Below are 15,485 nucleotides of genomic sequence, written 5' to 3'. Positions count from 1 at the left end.
CTTATTTGGCGCTGGCCGGACGCTTGCCGACCGTGATGTCCAGCGTGGTCTCGCGGCTCTTGCGCAAGACCTTCATTTTAGCCTTTCCGCCGGGAACGAGTTGCGCGATCAGATTCAGCATGCCGTTGGTGTCGGTGACCGGCTTGTCGTCCACCGACAGCAGGATGTCGCCCGGCTTGATGCCGCCCTTGTCGGCCGGCCCGTTGCGCACCACGCCGGCGATGATGGCGCCGCTCTGCCGCTTCAGGCCGAAGCTGTTGGCCAGCTCCGGCGTGATCTCCTGCGTCTCGACGCCGATCCAGCCGCGCACCATGTGGCCGGATTTGATGATCGCCTCCATCACTGTCTTCGCGGTCGAGACCGGAATCGCGAAGCCGATGCCGACCGAACCGCCGCTTTGCGAATAGATCGCCGAGTTGATGCCCAACAGGTTGCCGTTGGCGTCCACCAGCGCGCCGCCGGAATTGCCGAAGTTGATCGCGGCGTCGGTCTGGATGAAGTTCTCGAACTGGTTGATGTGCAGATTGTTGCGCCCCAGCGCGGAGATGATGCCCATGGTCACGGTCTGGCCGACGCCGAACGGGTTGCCGATCGCCAGCACCACGTCGCCCACCTGCGCCTGCTCGGCCTGGCCCAGCACGATGACCGGCAGCTTGTCCAGCGTGATCTTGATCACCGCCAGGTCGGTTTCCGGATCGGTGCCGACCACCTTGGCGGCGGCCTTGCGGCCGTCGGCCAGCGCCACTTCGATGTCGTCGGCCGCCTCCACCACGTGGTTGTTGGTCAGAATGTAGCCTTCGGCCGAGACGATCACACCCGAGCCCAGGCTGGACTCGTCGTCCTCGCCCTCGCCGTCGCGGTCGCCGAAGAATTTCTTGAAGAACGGGTCCCGCAGCAGCGGATGCTTGCCGCGCTTGGGCTTCTTGCTGGTGACGATGTTGACCACCGCCGGCATCGCCCGCCCGGCCGCCGCGCGGTAGGAACCGGACGCCGACAGCGGCGGCTTGGCCGGGCCGGCCTCCAGCATCACCGCCGGCCGCTCCGCGTTGCCCATCTGTTGCAGGCGCACCGGCGCGCTGCGCTGCGGACCCAGCGCCGCGTAGACGAAATACAGTGCCAATACGACGGTCACCGTTTGCGCAAACAATAACCAGAGTCGTCGCATAGCTTTCAAGCCGTCCCGGAGACGGCGTCCTGTCATTTCTTGAGTGAATCCCGGATTTCGCGCAGCAGCACGATATCTTCCGGCGTCGGCGCCGGCGGCGCGGCGGCTTCCGCCAACGCATCCTGGCGATGGCTCAACGAGCGCGCCTTGTTCATCAACCGCACCATCTGGAAGATCACGAACGCCAGGATGATGAAGTTCAGCAGGATGGTAGCAAAATTCCCGTAGGCGAACACGGCGCCCAGTTTTTTCGCCTCCACCAGGCTCAGGCCGGAGGGCTGGCCGTTCAGGCCGATATAGTAGCTGGCGAAGTCCAGACCGCCGAACAGTTTGCTGATCGGCGGCATGATGATGTCGGCCACCAGCGAATCGACGATCTTGCCGAAGGCGCCGCCGATGATCACGCCGACCGCCAGGTCGACCACATTGCCCTTCATCGCGAACTCTTTAAATTCTTGCATCATTGCCATGTTGTCATCCCCGCTGTGTGGCCAATTGTGAACAAAACCGCGTCTGGATCATACTATTTTTTCAATTAGATTCCAAACACGCTTGTCCTTTGCGCATTTCGCGACGAATTACGTTATAAATTTGACTTACATCAATATTAATTGTCGATGCTCGTCTTTGGACCTCCAAAATGGTGCGCAAAGCGCCCAAATTGGGGTAAGAGCAACGTTTTTTCTTTAATTCGCAACACGCTTACCTTATAATTTAAGGTTGCTAGAAGCTCTATTCGTGCTTCGACAAGGTTTCACTTTTCAGGTAGGTAGGCGGTTTTCAGATTTTGTTCGCACTTTGACTGATTGGGGTTTGTATGAGTAACGAAAAGCAGGTCGATACCGGCCGTCGCGGATTGCTCGTCGCAACAGGCGCGGCGGGTGGTGTAGTAGGTCTGGCAACCGCTGGGGCGTTGGTGAGCACCTTCCAGCCGTCGGAGCGGGCGAAAGCCGCCGGCGCGCCGGTCGAGGTGGATATCTCCACCCTCAACCCGGGCGAGATGAAAACCGTCGAATGGCGCGGCAAGCCGGTCTGGATCATCAAGCGCACGCCGGAAATGGTGGCCTCGCTGAAAAAAACCGACGGCAAAGTGGCCGACGCCGACTCGAAACGCAATCCCGAAGAATTCACCCCCGAGTACGCCCGCAACGAATGGCGCTCGCGCAAACCCGACATCCTGATCGCGGTCGGCATCTGTACCCACCTGGGCTGCTCGCCGTCGTCGAAATTCACCCCCGGCCCGCAGCCGTCGCTGCCGGACGACTGGGAGGGCGGCTTCCTCTGCCCATGCCACGGTTCGACCTTCGACATGGCCGGCCGCGTGTTCAAGAACAAGCCGGCGCCGGACAATCTGCAAGTACCGCGCCATATGTATCTGAGCGACACCAAGCTGGTCATTGGTAAAGACGAGAAAGGCGAGGCGTAAATCATGGCGGCTTTCAAAGAGACTAAATTCCCTGCAGATGCACCAGCCGCACAAAAAGCCTTGGGCTGGGTCGACGACCGCTTCCCGCTGACCAAGCTGTGGAACGACCAGTGGGGCAAGTACTACGCCCCGAAAAACTTCAATTTCTGGTACATCTTCGGCTCGCTGGCGATGCTGGTGCTGGTGCTGCAGATCGTCACCGGCATCTTCCTGACCATGCACTACAAGCCGGACGCCAACCTGGCCTTCGGCTCGGTCGAATACATCATGCGCGAAGTGCCGTGGGGCTGGCTGGTGCGCTATATGCACTCGACCGGCGCCTCGGCCTTCTTCATCATCGTCTATCTGCACATGACGCGCGGGCTGCTGTACGGCTCGTACCGCAAGCCGCGCGAGCTGATCTGGCTGTTCGGCTTCGCCATCTTCCTGTGCCTGATGGCCGAAGCCTTCTTCGGCTACCTGCTGCCATGGGGTCAGATGTCGTACTGGGGCGCGCAGGTGATCGTCAACCTGTTCGGCGCGATCCCGCTGATCGGACCCGATCTGTCGCTGTGGATCCGCGGCGACTACGTGGTGTCCGACGCCACGCTGAACCGCTTCTTCGCCTTCCACGTGATCGCCATCCCGCTGGTGCTGCTGGGCCTGGTCGCCGCCCACCTGATCGCGCTGCACGAAGTCGGTTCCAGCAATCCGGACGGCATCGAAGTCAAGGAACACCTGGGCGCCGACGGCCATCCGCTGGACTCGATCCCGTCGCATCCGTACTACACGGTGCACGACCTGTTCGGCGTGTCGGTATTCCTGCTGATCTTCAGCACGGTGGTGTTCTTCGCCCCGGAAATGGGCGGCTACTTCCTGGAATACAACAACTTCCTGCCGGGCGACTCGCTCAAGACCCCGCTGCACATCGCCCCGACCTGGTATTTCACCGCGTTCTACTCGGTGCTGCGCGCCACCACCGCCGACTTCATGTGGGTGCTGATGTTCTTCGTCGCCGCCTACGTGGTGTTCGTGTGGCTGAAATCGCAACTGCCGCGCCTGGTCAAGATCGCCATCGCCGTGATCGCGCTGCTGGCCATCATCGGCATGCTGCCGCAGATCCTCGACGCCAAGTTCTGGGGCGTGGTGTTCTTCGGCGGCTCGGTGGTGATCCTGGCCTTCATGCCGTGGCTGGACAAGTCGCCGGTCAAGTCGATCCGCTACCGTCCGGACTGGCATAAATATGTGTACGGCGTGTTCTTCTTCTGCTTCCTGGCGCTGGGCTACCTGGGTACCCTGCCGCCGACCGAAGGCCGGACGCTGTTCTCGCAAGTGTGCACCCTGCTGTACTTTAGCTTCTTCCTGTTCATGCCATGGTGGAGCGCCATGGGCACGTTCAAGAAGGTCCCGGACCGCGTTGTGTTCCACGCGCACTGATCGACCACTTCGGCTAAAGTACATAAAGGACATCACATGAATTTTGCTAAGAAACTGCTCGCGACCCTGGCTTTGCTGCCGGGCCTGGCGTTGGCCAACGAAGGCGGCGTCGCCCTCGACAAGGCGCCGGACCGCTCCACCAACATGGCCGCGCTGCAGCACGGCGCCAAGCTGTTCGTCAATTACTGCCTGAACTGTCATAATGCGTCCTCGATGCGCTACAACCGCCTCAAGGACCTCGGTCTGAGCGAAGAGCAAATCAAGGCCAACCTGCTGTTCACCGGCGACAAGGTGGGGGAAATGATGACCACCACCATGAAGCCGGCCGACGCCAAGGCCTGGTTCGGCGTGGTGCCGCCGGACCTGTCGGTGATTTCGCGCGCGAAATCGTCCGGCGCCGGCACCGGCGGCGACTACCTGTATACTTACCTGCGTACGTTCTACAAGGACGACACCCGCCCGACCGGCTGGAACAATCTGGTGGTCAACAATGTGGCGATGCCGCATGTGCTGTGGGAATTGCAGGGCGTGCAGAAGGTCAAGATGGAGGAAGTGGCCGATCCGCACGAGCCGGGCAAGATGACGCACCAATTCGCCGGCTTCGAAGTGGTGACGCCGGGGAAAATGCAGAAGCTGGAATTCGACACCGCCGTGGCCGACCTGGTCGGTTACATGGAGTGGATGGCGGAGCCTGCGGCGCAGACCCGCAAGAAACTGGGCGTCGCGGTCGTGTTGTTCATGACCGTGTTCGCCTTCCTGGCATGGCGCCTGAACGCGTCGTTCTGGAAAGAAGTGAAATAATCGAGAGCGCCGGCTGGCCGGCGCTTGTTTTGCGATGTCCGCGCTGGCGGGCGATCGATCCGGGGTGATCCGTTTTCGGGTTCACCCCCTTTGTTCTTCTAAGGAACTATAAAAATGATGGTTCTCTACTCGGGTACGACCTGCCCATTCTCGCAACGCTGCCGCCTGGTCCTGTTTGAAAAAGGCATGGACTTTGAAGTGCGCGACGTCGACTTGTTCAACAAGCCGGAAGATATCTCGACCATGAATCCGTATGGTCAGGTGCCGATCCTGGTCGAACGCGAATTGATTTTGTACGAATCGAACATCATCAATGAGTATATCGACGAACGTTTCCCGCATCCGCAACTGATGCCGGCCGATCCGCTGATGCGCGCGCGCGCGCGTCTGATGCTGTTCAACTTTGAAAAAGAGTTGTTCGTCCACGTGCACGTGCTGGAAAGCGAACGCGCCAAGGGCAACGACAAGAGCCACGACAAGGCCCGCGCCGAAATCCGCGACCGCCTGACCACGCTCGCGCCGCTGTTCCTGAAGAACAAGTACATGCTCGGCGACGAGTTCTCGATGCTGGACGTGGCAGTCGCGCCGCTGCTGTGGCGCCTGGACCATTACGGCATCGAACTGTCGAAGACCGCCGCGCCGCTGATGAAATACGCCGAGCGCATCTTCTCGCGCCCGGCCTACATCGAAGCGCTGACGCCGTCGGAAAAAGTGATGCGCCGTTAATTCGACGCGCCCGTTTTACTTGAAGTAGCGGCGCGTTGGCCGGCCCTGGCCGGCGGCGCGCCGTGTTTGACAGCAGCCCTGGAATACCATGTCCGAAATCTCAACCAAGCCCTACATGCTGCGCGCCATCTACGAATGGTGCACCGACAGCGGCTACACGCCCTATCTCGCGGTCAAGGTCGACGCCTCGACCACGGTGCCGATGGAATACGTCAAGAAGGGTGAAATTGTCCTCAACATCAGTTTCGGCGCCACCTCGGGCCTGAAGATGGACAACGACAGCATCCGCTTCCACGCCCGCTTCGGCGGCGTCTCGCGCGAAATCTACGTCCCGGTCAACAACGTGATGGCGATCTACGCCAACGAAAACGGCCAGGGGATGGCGTTCGAACCACAGGCCGGCGGCCAGCCCGAAGCCCCGGCTCCGGTGGAGGAAAACAGCGCTCCGGCGCCGGTATTGTCGGCGGTGCCGGCGGCCGCGCCGAAGGCCCTGGCCGAGGTCAAAACCGAGGCCCCAAGCGCCCCGGACGACGACGCCGACCCGCCAAAAAAGGGCGGGCGCCCTACTCTGACGCGAATTAAATAGCGTATAATTCGCCCCGTACAAGTTTCGCCGACTTAGCTCATTTGGTAGAGCAGTTGATTTGTAATCATCAGGTGGCCAGTTCGAAACCGGCAGTCGGCACCAAATGGCGTTTTAGACAACGCGCGAAAAACCCGGAAATCGCCTTCTTCATAGGGGATCTCCGGGTTTTTTTACGTCTTCGTTTGCGGTGAAGTAAGGCGAAACCCGCGCTTTTGGAGCACCATTTGGCAAGGATTTACCAACGTTTGGTAACGCTGCCGGTCTAACCCTTCTTTGAACATTCAAGAAGGAGGTGTGAGATGTCTATACCAATAAAAGTCGGCACGCGTTGGCGGCACCGCATCATGGTGGATGGCGTGCGAACATCCGGCACATTTGATACCAAAGCCGCCGCGCTGAAGTGGGAAGCGCAACAGCGAGTAACCCTGCGTCATCCAGAACACGTTGCCGTAACCAAAACATGTGCGGACGCATTTCGACGCTACGAAATAGAAGTGTCACGAACCAAACGCGGGCATCGGTGGGAAGCGGGGCGCCTCGCGGCAATGGCGGCATCGTCGCTCGGCCCCATCACCATGGCCCAGTTGGCGCCGTCCCACATCGCCGCATGGCGCGACGAGCGCCTACGCAATGTCCAAGGTGGCACCGTTACCCGGGAAATGAATCTGCTCTCTCATGTGTTCTCGGTTGCCCGCAAGGAGTGGAAGTGGATCGCAAAGAGCCCAACCACCGATGTCGCGCGTCCCAAGGCGAAGCCACACCGTGACCGTCGCATTACGCCAGATGAGATTGACCGCATCTGCCTGGCGTTACGCTGGCCCAATGACTGCAGCGTTAGAACGCCTGAGACTAGGCAGCAACGCATTGCATTGGCCTTCCTGTTCGCCTTGGAAACCGCAATGCGCGCCGGCGAAATCTGTGGATTGCGAAAGGAAGACGTCCAAGGCTGCGTTGCCAGGCTAAGAATGACGAAAAACGGATCTTCACGCAATGTCCCCTTGTCGCCTCGCGCCATGGAAATCTGGTCCATGGTCCCTAATGGTTTCGATATCACGACAGCGACCCTGGACGCGATGTTCCGTATGGCGCGCCAACGGGCAGGCGTTGAAGGATTAACTTTTCACGACAGTCGGCATGAAGCGATCACGCGCTTGGCAAGTAAGATTAATGTTTTAGACCTAGCTCGCATGGTGGGCCATCATGACATCAAACAATTGCAGACCTATTACAACGCAACCGCCGAAGACATCGCCAAAAAGTTATAGGATTTCCTCGGCGTATTTGCCGTCTTACCGGCGCATGGCAACAACTGGATTAAGGGATGTCATCTGGAGGTCTGCCGCTCCGCCCAAGCGACCACCTCGCGCGCCTTGAACAGCGCTTGGGCGCGTGCTGTCCCCTTAACGGGCAGACGAATCGGGCGGGGGAATGAGGGCAAAGTGATGATGTCATCCCTTACCGTATCCACAGACCGCTTAAGGTAAGCTGCAATATGCCTGGTATCCCACAGATCAATCGCTACAGGCAGCAGAACCGGTGTAGGTTTCGACAACTGCTCCAACAGCTTCTCTAAAAGTAATTCGGTATTCATTCTGTAATCCTTCCCGGCGCGCCAGTTCATGGACATTAATTGTTTGGCATGGGAGTCATGGTATGCAACCGGTCCAACTCCCTGTCCTCAGTGCGATTGTTCCTATAGGCAGCATCACAATTCTCAGCACCATCACAGGATTGTCTCTCACACCCAACATTCACAATTAGTTTTATGTCAATGATTTGCCATTGTTGCAATTAGTTATGCCTCACCGAAATTGGATTCAGCGGCACTATCACATAGTCGTTTCGTTTATTGCGATTTTCGTTTATTTCGAATAAAATTGATCGTGACAGCTTCGTGCTTCAACACCGTTTAATTTAGTCTTGGGGAAAGTTATGACCAACGCCGCCCTTAACCGCACAGTTCTTCCAGATGAGAAAGAAATCAACGCGGCTGTGGAGTCTAGCCGTCAGCTGGCGGCATTTCTTTCGACAAAGGTTGAAACCCAGCGCATTGAACTGGTAGACGAAAGCCAACAACGGGAAGTTATCGAGCTTCCCACCTTTGCTTTGAGATTGCTTGGAGAAATCCTCAGCGAACTGGCGTTGGGTAACGCCGTTAAGGTGGTTCCCATCCATGCTGAGCTCACCACCCAGGAAGGTGCCGACATGCTAAATGTTTCCCGGCCGCACCTTGTGAAACTGCTGGATGAAGGAGCGTTACCACACACCAAAACAGGCCGCCATCGAAGGATCAAGTTTAACGACCTGATGACTTACAAGGCACAACGCGATCAGGCCAGTTATGCCGCGATGGATGAACTGACAGCACAAGCCGAAGAGTTGGGGATGGGGTACGAATGAGACAGTCACCGTTCACAGCTTTCTATGATGCGAACGTCCTCTATCCCGCGCCGTTGCGTGATTTTTTGATTCACCTGGCGCTGACTGGCGTGTACCGCGCACGCTGGACCGCGCAGGTCCATGAAGAGTGGAAGCGCAATCTTCTGAAAAATCGTCAAGACATCATGCGTGAAAAATTGGATCGAACATCTTCGCTGATGGACAAAGCCGTCCCGGATGGACTTGTCACTGACTATGAGCCGCTTATCGACGGGCTTCATCTACCGGACGACGATGATCGCCATGTGCTCGCGGCAGCAATCAAATGTAACGCGTCCGTTATCGTAACGTTCAATCTCAAGGACTTTCCGCCTGACATACTGGCCCCGTTTAATGTTGAAGCGCTGCATCCGGACAGCTTCATTGTCGACCTCTGGGATTTGGATCAAGCTGCGGTGCTTGAGGCAGCACGCCGCCAACGCGCATCCTTGAAGAAATTCCCGCACACCTCCCGAGAATATTTAGACAGACTCCTCCAACAGAAGCTTCCTGAAACTGTAAAGCTCCTTTCTAGCTTTGAATTCTTAATCTGAAGATACCCCACGCCGCCGCCATACGGAATTTATAAGCTTTTCCCGCTGCAAATTTACCGGGAGATGCCGCGCCCGCGTTCGCGCTCTTGGGTTGATTCCCGGCCTTCCAGTCTTTGCCACTGCTGCCAATATCTTTTGAGCGCATCCGCTTGTTGCTTACCTGCTACGCCGAAGGCATATTCGGCAGTGCGTTTCGCATAGTTGTCCCAGTCTCGTATTTCTTCCTTCTGGCGCGTCGCCGGCGCGCATTGCCGTAAGACCGCCTCGACCTGCTGTTGTGTGTGGCCGGTGGCCCGCATTCGCACCGCAATCATCGCATCCACCCGCGCCGGATCGGCCAAGTGCCCTCCTTGGCTCTGGAGCTTCAACACGTCCCGGTAATGGGAAGCATAAGCCTTGGTAGTACGCTCAAACGCTGGAGGCACACGTTCGTGGGTGGCGGCAGCCGGATCAATCCGCGCCTCCTTCACACCCTCGCGACCGGAGACCGACGTCGCTTTGAGACCACGCGATATGGCACGCGCCTCCAACTGACGCTGCCGCTCCTGGGTGATCTGCTTCTGCAATTCTGGATTATCTAATTTGAACCCATGTTCGACCGCAAGTTCAACGCACAGCATTTTGAATTGGGCACGCCCGGCGACTTCAAACGTCCCCCACTTTTGTTCGGCCAGCTGGAGCGCGGCGAGTACGCTGGCGCGTTCGCGCCATGCATAGACGTCGATCTCGCCGCCTTTATCGACGAACGCGGCATCTGCATCAACTCTTGTCATGGGGCCCCGCGCATAGCGCACCTGCTCACCGTCGATCATCGGCACATAGTCGCGTATATCGCACGGCCTAACTGGTTCTGCATGGCCGCCTCGGATATGCTGCATTTCGGTGGCACGGTAACGCCACTGTTCGGCCAACTTAGGATAATCCTGCTGCCGCAACCACTGCTCCAGATCTGGATATGGTCGATATCGTTCGCGCAGCGACGCACGCTGCTCGCGCTGCCGGTCTCGCATGTCCGCTTGTTCCACGGCGCGCCGTGCCGCCAATATGCTTTCGAGCGCATTGCGTAGCTCTCCACGCCCTTCCCAGCGCCCCTGTAGCACGTCCGCGCGTTCACGTTGGTGACGTAGTAGCAGCGCTTTTCGCTCGACCTCCTGGCGCTGTTTTAACGCTTTCAAGACCGCCTCCTTTTCAGCGGTATGCGCCCGCCTCCCCGCGATATACTGTTTCCAGCCTCGCACCACATGCTCCACTGGTTCCGGTGCGCGCTCCACAACGTTCTGTCGCCGCGACGGCTCGAACGCCCCCAGTCGCTTTTCCAGCTTACCGAGACTGGCTTCCCGATCCGCACGACTGGCCTTCACGCCAATATCGTTCACGAACAGCACCGCGCCGCTGCCGGTGCGCTCATAGCGCATGCCTTCCTTGGCAAGCGCTCGATGCAGATCCTGCCAGCTGGCGGCGGCCTTGATGATCGGTGCGCCAGTCTCGATTGCGATTCGTTCCGCAGACTTCTCGCCTGTACGCTGCTCCATATCGCGCTTGGTTTGTTCCGGCTGACGCGATTCGCCACGACCGCGAGCATCGCGTTCGACATCGCCGTCGCTCTTGACTCGGTAGCGACCATGCGCCTCACGTTGCCAGCCTTGCTTTTCCTCGATGCGCGCCACAGCCTTATGCGCGGCCTCGATGTCGAAGCCGCGATTTGGCTTAATCACCTTCAGCGTCTCGGGATCGACGCGGTTGATGGCGATGTGAAGGTGGACGTTGTCGGTGTCGACGTGCAGGCCATACATAGTCTGGTGCCCTTCCAATCCTAGCTCCTTGAGCAAAATGTCGACAGCCTCTTCGACCTGCTGCGGACTGGGTTGTTCTCCTTCCTGCCAACTCAGGACGTAGTGGTTGATGGTGTCCGCGCTGCGCACCGCCTCCTGCGACAGGGCTAGCATCTCTGCCTTCTGCGCCTTATGGTCGTCGGACAGAAAGCCACGCGCACCGGCGTACAAACATTTCTCATTGCTGCTTTCTTGCTCCGGTGCGCGGATGTAGTCCATCAGCCGACAAATACGCGCACGCTTGGACGCGGACTTCTTCGGATTCTTAATCTTTTTGACGATCATGACTAAGCCTTTCGATATAGGCTTTCAGCGCCGCCAGTACGGAGGCGGTGTCGCGATGCAGGACTCCACCGGTTTCGTTGTGCAGGTGCTTGAGTAGTCCGCCCAGTCGCCGCAATTCCCTGATCATCGCTTGGTCAGCGTTGGCAAGGATTGGACGCCCAAAGTAGCGCCGCCTAACCAGCTCCGACATGCTTAACGCGGCTAGGTCAGCATCCTCTAGAAGCCGCGCCTTTTCCGCCTTCGTTAAGCGCACGTTGATCACAGCGTCCAAAGGCTCGTCGCCACGTTTTTCAAAAGGCATGCGGACTCCAACGATAGCGACGACGGTTGGCGGCGCCACGCGCAGCGTGTCTGGGGTCAAGGGGTGCGCCCCTTGCAGGATGAGCCTTGCCGTGAGAAGCGTAGCGCCGAATGGCATGGCGTCCCTTGCCACCACATGCGCCAGCATGTGTGTGACAAGGGCCATCCTGTATCTCTTTCACTCACCACTTCAGTCTACGATTTCGCGACGAGCTCGAACTGATCTGGCACAAGATCGACCGTCGCTGGAGTGCTACCGTAACTACAGGAAGCACGGAGCTGATATGAAATACACCAGCGAACAACTCGATGCCATCGCCGCCAAGCTGCGCGACATGCCGGCTGCTGCAAAGCCTCGGCAGGAATACACGAAGCAGGCCGCAGTTGAAGTGCTAATCAAGGAAATCAGAGGATTGCAAAAACGTGGCTATGCACTTGCACAAATCGCTGAGGCCTTGCGCGGTGAAGGATTGGACATCGCGACTCCAACGCTAAAAAACTACCTGCTGCGTACAAAGCCGACTCGCAAAAAGGTGCCCGCAACGCCGACCGATCCAAAACCGGTGCAAGCCAAACCAAAGCCATCTAACAAATCAGCGTCATTCCCCGTAGCTTCAGACACCGACGAAATCTAGGAGAACCGCCATGGCGAAAAATATCTATCTGATTGGCGGCGGCAAGGGCGGCGTCGGCAAGTCCCTGGTCTCTATGGCGATGGTCGACTGCGTGCTGCAGCGTGAAGAGGACCTGTTACTGGTCGATGCGGATACCAGCAATCCCGATGTCTGGAAGGCATACAAAGGCACCGTACGTACCGAGCTGTTGGACCTGGATAACGCCGATGGTTGGATAGAACTGATCAACGTCGCCGACAACAGTCCAGACAGCGTCATCGTGATCAATACGGCTGCGCGCAACAACAAATCCGTCAGCGCGTATGGTCAGATCCTAAGCAACACACTTCCCGAACTACGCCGTAAACTAGTCACACTATGGGTAATCAACCGTCAGCGTGACAGTCTAGAGCTGCTCAAGGAATATATGGATGCTATTCCCGATACCGTCGTTCACGTCGTTAGAAACGGTTACTTCGGTGAGGAGCGCAAGTTCGAGCTATACAACGGTTCTAAACGACGCGCATTGGTCGAGGAACGCGGCGGTCTGTCATTGACCTTCCCTGACCTGGCTGATCGCGTAAGCGATGACATCTACAGCAAGCGCATGAACATCGCCCAAGCTGCGCAAGAACTACCCTTGGGCAATCGCGCTGAACTGCATCGCTGGCGCGCTGCCGTCAAATCCATGCTGGGGCAACTAACAAATGAATGAGCTGGAGGACAGCTTCGCCAAGCTTCTTGGACGGCAGCCGACCGACGCCGAGCGCCATCAGCTATACCAGGTGCGCGATGCATTGGCATTGAAAAATAACGATGCACTGTGGCTAATCCTAATGGCCTTGCAGTATCATCAAACGATGTACGCACGCTTTCCCGAGCTGATCAAACAAGCCGCTGTTGAAACTCTGCGGCAATTCCAGCAGACCGCCGAAGGCACGCTAACATCGGCAAAAGAGTCAGCTAAGGCAGAGCTAGCCAAAGCTGTTTCGACGGCAGCGCGTGATGTTGCGCGTCTTACTGCTGCACGACAAGCTGCAACTTGGATCGCCGCATGCTTGCTCGGGTGCAGCGTTACGTTAGGAACGTTCGGCTGGTATATCCATCGGATGGCCTACGAAGCCGGCTACGACAAAGGATATGGCGAAGCGTATGCAGACACTAAAGACGACAAAGCGGCAGCAGCATGGGCCAATACACCGCAAGGAAAGGCCGCGTATCACCTGGCACTCGCCGGCAGCATCGACCGTCTTGCGAGGTGCGATCAACCTGGATGGAAAACCGAACACGGAATTTGCTACGTTTATCCCACCCCCCTTGGAAAAATCTACGGGTGGAAAATTCGCTAGCTGCGAAGATACGACCGTCTGAATTGAGCTTCCTTGTGCGCAGATCAGAACACTCGGCTCCCTCGTTTCCGCTGAGTGTGGCTAAAGTAAGATTAATCTACCGACATTCGCCTGAAAACCCGAGCCTCAATTAATGAGCTGCGTAACTTTAAAACAAGCATACACATGCGTGGAAAGCCCATGCTATCATATTTCCTCCTGGATAGGCTTAGCTGGCAAAGGACTTGAGATTTCTCGAGAGTGGGGGTTCGATTCCTTCCCTATCCGCCCTTAGGAATTTCTATGCCCTTTCAAATTAAGCTCAGATGGAAGATTGTGACTCGCTTAACCTCATTAGAAGCGCGCGAGAAACTTCTAACCGGACTCCTTTTCAATCAACGCGGTGGACGCAGCTTTATCCGTAGCATTGGCGGTCGAATCCAAACAACATACGAACCTATACTACTTGAGCCTACTGATGTTCTTCACCAAGCTCTTGCTAAAGGAAAAAATTCACTTGATCTGGTAGGAAATAAATTTCCATATGAAATCGCTGGTTTTCCTGCTGAAATCTCGAATCGATTAAACGTTACAATAAGGCTGTTCGGTCAGTTCATATGTATAACACTTGAACTTTCTCCATTTTCCGTATCTGCAGATACTGACTTGTTACAGTTGCAAAATTTAGAATCCCATCCTAGGCTTCTGGAATTTGTCCGATTGTTGGGTGGCATCATTACTCAAGCGGATAGAAATGCAAAACCGCTCCCATCCCTACCAAAATGTTTCTCTGCGATTCAGATCGTCTCAACAGATACAAAAGAAATATTATCTGATATAAATCTAGTCGAACTTGTAACTCATCACTCGCTTCCTCGCGAAAGCGTGGTCGCAGATGTTATAAGGAAAAACCAACCCCACTTGGTCGATAGATCAACACTATTGATAGATAAACAGGGCATTGTTTCGTATGTTCCTGAGGATGCGCAGCCGACACTCCAAGGAAATACACAAAGATTTGATAATGCTAGTTCAATGCTAGAGCTAGCAGCGATAATTAAAGCACATTTCGATGCCAATATTCAACTGCCTACCGATGTGGAACGAATTATATCCTCCCCAGAAGATGCAATTCATGACAGCGTTTCAGCACAAAATACTTGGAATCTTGTCGTAAAAGAATTCAAGTTAAGAGATTTACTTTTAAAATCACCAGAAAAGAAAATGCAAAGATCTAAAGAAAGAATTTTGATCGTCGCTGTCACATCTGTTGAAATAGATGCCATTCGCTCAGCATTTGAAGTGGAAACTGGCCAGAGCGCTAAACCGTTAAAGGTCGAGGGCTATATCTATCAATTCCTTGGTGAGATCGGAGATTTTGATGTTTTTTTATCAATTTCAGAGATGGGAACCGGTGGGATTTCTGGTTCACAAGAATCAATTCGAAAAGCAATCAATGCACTTTCACCTGCAGCCACTTTTATGGTTGGCATAGCATTTGGCGTTAATAAAAAGAAATTTTCCATTGGCGATATTTTAGTCTCAAAACAACTATTATTTTACGAATTGCAACGGATTAATGCCGACGCAACATTCAACTTGCGCGGCGATCGTGTACCTGCATCCCCAGAGCCCTTAAATTGGGTTAGGCATGCAATTTCGTCGTGGAGTGGAAATAGTTCGATCAAAGTCGAATCCGGATTATTACTTAGTGGTGAAAAACTAATTGACAACATTGATTTTCGTGACCAACTTGCTGCTAAAGTTTCCGACGCACTTGGAGGAGAAATGGAGGGGGCAGGACTATATGTGGCTTGCGCCAATAGCGGTGTTCCTTGGATACTTATTAAGGCAATTTGTGATTGGGCAGACGGTAAAAAATCAAAAAACAAATTGGTCAACCAAAAGCTAGCTGCCACCAACGCAAGTGCTTTTGTGCTACATCTATTGAAGTTTGCAGGCAATGGCAAAGAATAATGTAAGAATTTTCGACAAATTTTTCTGTTTAATCCGCTATGTTAATAGTTGACTCCT

General features: G+C 55.8%; 17 protein-coding genes and 1 tRNA gene. 13 read left to right on the top strand and 5 right to left on the bottom strand.

What is annotated here, in order from left to right; translation table 11 throughout:
• Position 1 precedes the first annotated feature (1 nt).
• A complete protein-coding gene (locus GW587_RS25245; protein WP_166107664.1) occupies positions 2-1,165 on the bottom strand; it encodes a Do family serine endopeptidase in 1,164 nt (387 codons plus the stop codon).
• A 32-nt stretch (positions 1,166-1,197) separates the two neighbouring features.
• Positions 1,198-1,635, bottom strand: coding sequence for a large conductance mechanosensitive channel protein MscL (gene mscL, locus GW587_RS25240; protein WP_166107663.1), 438 nt, complete (start codon positions 1,633-1,635; stop codon positions 1,198-1,200).
• A 347-nt stretch (positions 1,636-1,982) separates the two neighbouring features.
• Here mscL and petA point away from each other — a divergent pair, with 347 nt between their 5' ends.
• From petA to GW587_RS25205, 7 genes are all read left to right on the top strand, one after another.
• Complete coding sequence (gene petA, locus GW587_RS25235) at positions 1,983-2,591, top strand: ubiquinol-cytochrome c reductase iron-sulfur subunit (protein WP_166107662.1); 609 nt, start codon at positions 1,983-1,985, stop codon at positions 2,589-2,591.
• A gap of 3 nt (positions 2,592-2,594) precedes the next feature.
• Positions 2,595-4,007 (top strand): cytochrome b, encoded by a 1,413-nt coding sequence (locus GW587_RS25230; protein ID WP_166107661.1) that lies wholly within the window; start codon positions 2,595-2,597, stop codon positions 4,005-4,007.
• Positions 4,008-4,043: 36 nt separating this feature from the next.
• Positions 4,044-4,808, top strand: a complete 765-nt coding sequence (locus tag GW587_RS25225; RefSeq protein WP_166107660.1) for a cytochrome c1 — start codon at positions 4,044-4,046, stop codon at positions 4,806-4,808.
• 114 nt (positions 4,809-4,922) lie between these two features.
• Entirely contained in the window at positions 4,923-5,534 is a 612-nt protein-coding gene (locus GW587_RS25220; RefSeq protein ID WP_017877976.1) for a glutathione S-transferase N-terminal domain-containing protein, read from the top strand.
• An 88-nt stretch (positions 5,535-5,622) separates the two neighbouring features.
• Positions 5,623-6,120 carry a ClpXP protease specificity-enhancing factor gene (locus tag GW587_RS25215; RefSeq protein WP_166107659.1) on the top strand — a complete coding sequence of 166 codons (498 nt, stop codon included), beginning with the start codon at positions 5,623-5,625 and terminating at the stop codon, positions 6,118-6,120.
• A gap of 26 nt (positions 6,121-6,146) precedes the next feature.
• Positions 6,147-6,222: transfer RNA gene (locus tag GW587_RS25210), tRNA-Thr, on the top strand.
• 197 nt (positions 6,223-6,419) lie between these two features.
• Positions 6,420-7,385 (top strand): tyrosine-type recombinase/integrase, encoded by a 966-nt coding sequence (locus tag GW587_RS25205; RefSeq protein WP_166107658.1) that lies wholly within the window; start codon positions 6,420-6,422, stop codon positions 7,383-7,385.
• A 59-nt stretch (positions 7,386-7,444) separates the two neighbouring features.
• Here the strand turns inward: GW587_RS25205 and GW587_RS25200 are convergent, their stop codons facing one another.
• Entirely contained in the window at positions 7,445-7,711 is a 267-nt protein-coding gene (locus GW587_RS25200) for a hypothetical protein (protein ID WP_229259653.1), read from the bottom strand.
• 341 nt (positions 7,712-8,052) lie between these two features.
• On the opposite strand from GW587_RS25200, the gene GW587_RS25195 reads away from it, so the two are divergent.
• Both GW587_RS25195 and GW587_RS25190 read left to right on the top strand, forming a co-directional pair.
• On the top strand, positions 8,053-8,520 hold the full coding sequence (locus tag GW587_RS25195; protein ID WP_166107657.1) for a helix-turn-helix domain-containing protein: 468 nt from the start codon (positions 8,053-8,055) through the stop codon (positions 8,518-8,520).
• Positions 8,517-9,092, top strand: a complete 576-nt coding sequence (locus GW587_RS25190; protein ID WP_166107656.1) for a PIN domain-containing protein — start codon at positions 8,517-8,519, stop codon at positions 9,090-9,092. The genes GW587_RS25195 and GW587_RS25190 overlap by 4 nt, the downstream gene beginning before the upstream one ends.
• 53 nt (positions 9,093-9,145) lie before the next feature.
• On the opposite strand, the gene traI is transcribed toward GW587_RS25190, so the two are convergent.
• Complete coding sequence (traI, locus tag GW587_RS25185; RefSeq protein ID WP_166107655.1) at positions 9,146-11,209, bottom strand: TraI/MobA(P) family conjugative relaxase; 2,064 nt, start codon at positions 11,207-11,209, stop codon at positions 9,146-9,148.
• Entirely contained in the window at positions 11,190-11,675 is a 486-nt protein-coding gene (locus tag GW587_RS25180) for a plasmid mobilization protein (RefSeq protein ID WP_229259652.1), read from the bottom strand. The genes traI and GW587_RS25180 overlap by 20 nt, the downstream gene beginning before the upstream one ends.
• A 118-nt stretch (positions 11,676-11,793) precedes the next feature.
• Here GW587_RS25180 and GW587_RS25175 point away from each other — a divergent pair, with 118 nt between their 5' ends.
• From GW587_RS25175 to GW587_RS25160, 4 genes are all read left to right on the top strand, one after another.
• Positions 11,794-12,144 carry a protein mobC gene (locus GW587_RS25175; RefSeq protein ID WP_166107654.1) on the top strand — a complete coding sequence of 117 codons (351 nt, stop codon included), beginning with the start codon at positions 11,794-11,796 and terminating at the stop codon, positions 12,142-12,144.
• Between the two features lie 10 nt (positions 12,145-12,154).
• Positions 12,155-12,838 (top strand): nucleotide-binding protein, encoded by a 684-nt coding sequence (locus tag GW587_RS25170; RefSeq protein ID WP_166107653.1) that lies wholly within the window; start codon positions 12,155-12,157, stop codon positions 12,836-12,838.
• Positions 12,831-13,472 carry a DUF6753 family protein gene (locus tag GW587_RS25165; RefSeq protein WP_166107652.1) on the top strand — a complete coding sequence of 214 codons (642 nt, stop codon included), beginning with the start codon at positions 12,831-12,833 and terminating at the stop codon, positions 13,470-13,472. The genes GW587_RS25170 and GW587_RS25165 overlap by 8 nt, the downstream gene beginning before the upstream one ends.
• Before the next feature lie 282 nt (positions 13,473-13,754).
• Entirely contained in the window at positions 13,755-15,428 is a 1,674-nt protein-coding gene (locus GW587_RS25160) for a 5'-methylthioadenosine/S-adenosylhomocysteine nucleosidase family protein (protein ID WP_166107651.1), read from the top strand.
• The last annotated feature ends 57 nt before the right edge of the window (positions 15,429-15,485 follow it).

It is taken from the genome of Duganella aceris (assembly GCF_011090165.1).
GTDB lineage: Bacteria > Pseudomonadota > Gammaproteobacteria > Burkholderiales > Burkholderiaceae_D > Rugamonas > Rugamonas aceris.
This window is presented reverse-complemented; position numbering and strand designations above follow the sequence as displayed.

Bases quoted from the DNA above. Each gene is read 5' to 3' on its own strand.
- GW587_RS25245 (WP_166107664.1), bottom strand. From the start codon at position 1,165: ATGCGACGACTCTGGTTATTGTTTGCGCAAACGGTGACCGTCGTATTG.
- mscL (WP_166107663.1), bottom strand. From the start codon at position 1,635: ATGGCAATGATGCAAGAATTTAAAGAGTTCGCGATGAAGGGCAATGTG.
- petA (WP_166107662.1), top strand. From the start codon at position 1,983: ATGAGTAACGAAAAGCAGGTCGATACCGGCCGTCGCGGATTGCTCGTC.
- GW587_RS25230 (WP_166107661.1), top strand. From the start codon at position 2,595: ATGGCGGCTTTCAAAGAGACTAAATTCCCTGCAGATGCACCAGCCGCA.
- GW587_RS25225 (WP_166107660.1), top strand. From the start codon at position 4,044: ATGAATTTTGCTAAGAAACTGCTCGCGACCCTGGCTTTGCTGCCGGGC.
- GW587_RS25220 (WP_017877976.1), top strand. From the start codon at position 4,923: ATGATGGTTCTCTACTCGGGTACGACCTGCCCATTCTCGCAACGCTGC.
- GW587_RS25215 (WP_166107659.1), top strand. From the start codon at position 5,623: ATGTCCGAAATCTCAACCAAGCCCTACATGCTGCGCGCCATCTACGAA.
- GW587_RS25205 (WP_166107658.1), top strand. From the start codon at position 6,420: ATGTCTATACCAATAAAAGTCGGCACGCGTTGGCGGCACCGCATCATG.
- GW587_RS25200 (WP_229259653.1), bottom strand. From the start codon at position 7,711: ATGAATACCGAATTACTTTTAGAGAAGCTGTTGGAGCAGTTGTCGAAA.
- GW587_RS25195 (WP_166107657.1), top strand. From the start codon at position 8,053: ATGACCAACGCCGCCCTTAACCGCACAGTTCTTCCAGATGAGAAAGAA.
- GW587_RS25190 (WP_166107656.1), top strand. From the start codon at position 8,517: ATGAGACAGTCACCGTTCACAGCTTTCTATGATGCGAACGTCCTCTAT.
- traI (WP_166107655.1), bottom strand. From the start codon at position 11,209: ATGATCGTCAAAAAGATTAAGAATCCGAAGAAGTCCGCGTCCAAGCGT.
- GW587_RS25180 (WP_229259652.1), bottom strand. From the start codon at position 11,675: ATGGCCCTTGTCACACACATGCTGGCGCATGTGGTGGCAAGGGACGCC.
- GW587_RS25175 (WP_166107654.1), top strand. From the start codon at position 11,794: ATGAAATACACCAGCGAACAACTCGATGCCATCGCCGCCAAGCTGCGC.
- GW587_RS25170 (WP_166107653.1), top strand. From the start codon at position 12,155: ATGGCGAAAAATATCTATCTGATTGGCGGCGGCAAGGGCGGCGTCGGC.
- GW587_RS25165 (WP_166107652.1), top strand. From the start codon at position 12,831: ATGAATGAGCTGGAGGACAGCTTCGCCAAGCTTCTTGGACGGCAGCCG.
- GW587_RS25160 (WP_166107651.1), top strand. From the start codon at position 13,755: ATGCCCTTTCAAATTAAGCTCAGATGGAAGATTGTGACTCGCTTAACC.